Annotated in this window: 4 protein-coding genes; all 4 read right to left on the reverse strand. The window is 37.7% G+C overall.

Annotated elements, in window-relative coordinates:
• Positions 1 to 333: 333 nt before the first annotated feature.
• Positions 334 to 1,164: a class C sortase gene (locus KFO35_RS13695; protein ID WP_070872353.1), complete on the reverse strand. Its 831-nt coding sequence runs from the start codon at positions 1,162 to 1,164 to the stop codon at positions 334 to 336.
• Positions 1,165 to 1,255: 91 nt separating this feature from the next.
• Positions 1,256 to 3,133: a SpaH/EbpB family LPXTG-anchored major pilin gene (locus KFO35_RS13700; protein ID WP_156272225.1), complete on the reverse strand. Its 1,878-nt coding sequence runs from the start codon at positions 3,131 to 3,133 to the stop codon at positions 1,256 to 1,258.
• Entirely contained in the window at positions 3,130 to 4,551 is a 1,422-nt protein-coding gene (locus KFO35_RS13705; protein ID WP_070872356.1) for a SpaH/EbpB family LPXTG-anchored major pilin, read from the reverse strand. The genes KFO35_RS13700 and KFO35_RS13705 overlap by 4 nt, the downstream gene beginning before the upstream one ends.
• Before the next feature lie 2 nt (positions 4,552 to 4,553).
• On the reverse strand, positions 4,554 to 5,442 hold an 889-nt coding region (locus KFO35_RS13710; protein ID WP_244653263.1), incomplete at its 5' end, for an MSCRAMM family protein.

Consider the following 5,442-nt stretch of genomic DNA (forward strand, 5'->3'; position numbering starts at 1 on the left):
TTCCAGCTAAGTAAAGATTGACGATTTGTTGCTTGAATTCTTGTGAAAAAGTTCTTCGTGTTCTCTTAGACATAAAAATTCCTCCTGGTATATTTTCTTCTAGTCTACACACCTTAATTTTTCTGTCTAGTTAATTGTAGCCTATCCAGACTATGAAATAATGTAGAAGAAAAGCAAATTTAATAACGCTGCGATTCCATGTGTAACTGTATTTAATACTTAATTGATGAATTCGTGCTTTCGTCTAAATTCTATCTCCATCTTATTACACTCCGTTTCATTCGTGAGATTCCACTATACACAAAAGATATTCTGTTTACGTAAACTATATACTTACTTTTTTAAAAATTTTATTAGGATCACTAAAAATAGCAACAAGAGCACACCGATCAAACCGCTTACAAGTAAAAATGCAGTACACTTTGCCTGTTTCACTTTTTCTAAGGATTCCTTTATTTCTTCTGGTTCAACAACGATTCTGTGTCCACGCACCAGTAAACGGTGACTGTTGATCATATACGGAGTACAAGTAACCAGTGTGACTAGATCTTGATCTTCTTGGATTTGCAGCGCTTCTGTTTCTGTGGGTTCTACGGTTTTGATTTGATCGACTTGATACGCAAGATACTGTCCGTTAATTTCAATATAAAAGTGATCTTTTATTTTTAATTGAGGTAAATTTGTAAACAATTTTGCTTGCGACAAGCCTCTATGGCTAGAAAGTACCGCATGTGTCGATTTGCCTCCAATAGGGTATGAGGTTCCCTCGAGCAGACAAGCTCCTTTTTCCAATAGTTTCATCGTTGTTTGATCAAAAATCGGTAAGTTGACATTGATTTTGGGGATCGTCAAAATACCGATCGTATGTTTCTCAAAATAGGTTCTATCCTTTTTCGCAGGTTCTTTTTTCTTAGTAAAGGGATCTGCACCTGGATTTCCACCTTCTTTTGCTAATTGCTGGTTTTTCTTTGTCATGTTTTCTTGGATTTTAGCCATGACTGCTTCATTTTCTTTGACCGCTTGTTGCTGATAATGAGAGATGATCTGCTGATCCAGATAATTATTCAGCGCGTCGCTAACAAATGGATAAGCCAAGACGCCTATCCCTGACAGAAGCAAGAAAAGCATCAGCAGATCTAGAAGTTTCCTTTTCTTTGGTTTCATTTGTGTTCTCCTTGTGATGACTGTTTGATAATAAAAGAAAAAGGAGCATTTGCGTAATCCGCTGCTCCTTTTTCCAATTCTTGCAAAAAGACTAAATCTGACTGTGCTTGCGTCTAGCAAAGTACAGTCCAGCAATCAGTAGAAGGACTACTCCTGCACCGATATACACATAGATTCCCTTACCGCCTGTTGAAGGAAGTGTACCTTTGTGTTTATTTGGTATTTTTTCAGGAGAAATCAACTGTCCTGCTGTTACATAAGATTGTTCATCGATAGTAAATGCTACACGGTTTGTTAATGGAACATATTTTTCTGGCGCTTTCGTTTCTTCCAGATAGTACGTGCCATATTTTAGACCTGTCACATCGATTAAACCGTTACTTGTGGTTGTAAAAACCGTTGCTGATTCTTTCGCCGATACCCAGCTGACGGCTTTTGTGGATGGGTCGATCGATAAATATTTCGCTGTGTCACTATCTTGATCACGAACGACGAATTCTGCTCCAGCAAGTGTTTGGTCTGATGTAACGTCACCATCTACTTTAACAAATCGTTTGCCCCCAGTAACGACATCGACTGACGGTGGTGTTTGATCATTTGTATGCCCGTTATCGACATTTGCTTGGTTAGAAAATCCTTTGGTTGGATCTGCTTTTTCGTTCAAATGCATATAGTAAACGAATTTCAATGTACCGCCAGGAGTTAATGAAGGAATATAATTCGGATCAACTGAAACCGTGAATCCGTTTGTTTGCTCAGTGACAGAATAATTTACTGGGTCGATTTCTTTATTTCCATCATATAAGGCATAAACATACGTTCCTGAAGAATCATTATCAAATGTTAAAGCAGCGTCATGAGTATCGATAAGTTTGAATGTTGTGTACTTGTTTTGCGTTCCTTCTTTATCAGCGATACCTAATGGGATATTGACAGAAATCTCATATTGAATTTTTTCACCGATTGCGACATCTTTTCCATTCAATTGAGGTGTTGTTTTATCAACTTTAGACGTATCATTTTTGATGGTCTTTTCTACTGGTGTTTGGCTATTTGCCAGGATCTCAAAAGGCGTGATTGTTTGATTATCAATCATTTCTGCATTATCAGGAGCTTTTACTTCTTCTAAATTATATTTTCCAACCTCTAAATGATTGACGATCAACTGACCTTTTTCAATCGTTGCCTCGGCAAAGTCATTGTTGCCGATATCATAAGAATGACCAGTAATGAAATGTTTGGCTTTCGTTTGATCCGTTGTCCAAGTGTACAATCCATCTGTGACACTTTGGATGTATTTTTTGACGCTTGGTGTTCCTTCTTCTTTAGAAATAATGAATGCTGCTCCATTTAGTGCTTCGTTTTCGGCAGTACCGATTTTTGTAACTTTCAACGTTCCATCATTACCGACTGTATTTTTAGGGTAGAGATGGATAGTATCTAGTTCTTCTGTCCCGTATTTATAAGAGCCATCTGCTTGTTTGATCATCTCATATACAGGGAAAGCTAAAACCATGTTTGCGGCAGCTGACACTCCGTCTTTTGGTTCTTCTTTGATCGTGTAGACTGCATCTTTCCCATTTTGTTTTTTAGGTAAAGATAAAGTGACATTTCCATCAGCATCTGTCGTTCCTGAAGCAACTGGTGTACCAGGAGTCAAAGACTGGACTGCTTGTTTTGCTGCATCCACCGATGCTCCTTTCTCCCGTTGCGCATAAAATTCTGGAGTGACGTTATAAACGGAAAATGAAATATCGGCTAATCCTTGGTATTGATCGAATTCACTCATTTCTTTCCCACTGTTTTGAATCAAAGGATCGGGTAAATCAGTCATTTTCTTTTTATGGAGAATGACTTGAGCTGCTGTATCCTCCGCAAACACTCTTTTTGCGCCGAAGCTACTTGTGATTAATGGTAAAATAAGAAAAAGTACTCCTAACATAACGTTTATTTTTTTATGATTTTTCATTTTTTCACTCCTGTTCTTTTTTTGATAAACAACCAGATTGTAAAGCTTGCGAATACCATACCAACAACGCCTAAAAGTGTATTTTTCGTTTCGTTTGTTTTTGGAAGAAATGGACGGCTATTTTCTTTTTTATTGACTACTTTCAATATACTGTCCGCCTCTTTATCCTCAGAAAGAAAAGTTGAAATGGTAAACGGAATTTCTGTTTCACTTAAAATATAACCAGAAGGTGCTTCGATCTCTTTTAATCGATAACTTCCTGTTTTCAACCCGGAAATTGAAAAAGCGCCATTTTTATCGGAAATCAGGTGAAGCGCATTTGATTCGTTCTTTGTCCACTTGTATTCGTTGGCTGTTTGCTGGAGGTAATTTCCTGCTTTGTTTTTAATAAGGAATACTGCGCCAGCTAATCGTTTATCTGGTTTATTTGTCTCGATTTTGACAAATTGCTTACTCCCTGTATATACAGAAACTTTCTTTGTACTGATACCAAAACCAAAATCCAGTGTTCCGTTGTTGTTGATTTCCTTGTTCGCCTGTGCTGTACTGCTTAGCTGCATCTGATAAGAAATGGTCAGTTTTTTTCCAGCATATTTTTCCAACGAAGGGATCGAAAATAAAACATCAAATCCGTGAGGTTTCTTGTGTATGACAAAGCCTTCTGTCAGCTTTTCTCCATTCGATGAAATCGTTAAACTATTAGGTAAAAACGTTAATGCTTCATCCGCACTATCTGACAATTCGAACTTTTGATAGTCAAGGATATTTACAGGAATTGTCGTATGCAAGGAATAAGTGATTTTTTCACCAATCGTAAAATCATTTCTAGGCTCTTCTAATACCTTCTCAAAAGGTGGATCAGGGTAGTCGTTTTCTTCATTTTTAGGATACAAATGGATAGTTGAAAGTTTTTGATTGTTTTGTCCATATACAGGAAGAACAACTACCATATTCTCTGCCTTTTCTTTGACGACTTCTGGTGCTTTGGATTCAATGAAAAGATACGCTTTCTCTCTTTTTTCTTGATCTTTAGCGGCCAGAGAAAAAGAAGCGATACCATCTTCGTTGTTAAGAGTTGTAGTTGTTGCTTCTGCGGTAAACGTACCGGAAGACGCACCGTTTTTTGCGATCTCTGTTTGTGCTTCTTCTACCGTTTTGCCCTTTTCCCGTAGATGGTAAAAAGAATCTGTGACATCATAAACTTGGAATATGACACCATTTAATCCTCGATACGTTTGTAATAACGCTTTTTCTTGTCCGTCATTTGGATGATTTTTCGGCAGTTGCCCGTTTGGGAAAAGCAATTTGTGTAAAGTAATCTGAACTATTTCTGTTTCTGTTTCTGTTGCTGCCTGAGTAAAAGCTGGTTTAAATAGTAACAAGAAGAGACACATACTAAGCCAACCAAGTTTTTTCATATTTAGCTGCCCCCTCTTTCTTTTTTCAAAAAAAGATACCAAATAGAAAACGCACAACCAATCATCCCTACTAGATAGATTCCTAAACGGCCAATTCCTCCCGTTTCAGGTAATGGTACTTTTGCCTGATTCGTGATGTCTAAAGAAATCTGGTTGTTTTTGGCTCCTGGTGACAGAACAGATTCATGATCTTGTCCATCCACTTGAATTGACCCATCTTCGTGTATAACTATAGTAACTGGCTCTTTTAGACCTTGGTATCCTTCTGGTGTAAAAGTTTCGGTCAGCGTATAAGTTCCAGGTTTTAAATTTTCGAATAGAAAGGTATCTGTTTCTTGTCCATCTTTTGGCAATTCTAAGTCCATTTCTGGTCCCTGCAGTCTGAATTTTGCTCCTTTTAATGTCTGTCCGTTGTCTTCTTTTTTGTGTACCGTTAGATCAAACGCTTTTAGTCGATTTTGATGAGTGAGCGTCCATACATTATTTGTCATCTCGGTATTTTTTCCCGTGTAAATGATTTTTCCATATTTATCGATTTGGAATTCATAATTTCCCGGCGAAGTATCATATCCGGCAGGACCAGCTGTTTCAACGACTCGGTATTTACCAGGTGTGAGTGAATCAAAACTGGCAAGACCTTTTTCATTCGTTGTTTGGCTGTCAATTGGCTGATAAGTACCATTTGCTTCTTTTTTCTGTAGGGAAAATGCTGCTCCTTTAAGATTTATCTCTTTGTCCGTCCCTTGCATCGTATACTTACGTACTGCTATAGGAATTTCAACAAAAGGATTTTCAATGGTCAACTGGATCGTATCATCGGAAGTAGTGACTGTTTTTCCATCAATGGTTACCGTACCATCAGAAGCAATCTTGATTTCCCAAGTAGTCTTT

Origin of the sequence: Enterococcus lactis (genome assembly GCF_015751045.1) — a bacterium.
In the GTDB taxonomy this organism is placed as follows: Bacteria; Bacillota; Bacilli; order Lactobacillales; family Enterococcaceae; genus Enterococcus_B; species Enterococcus_B lactis.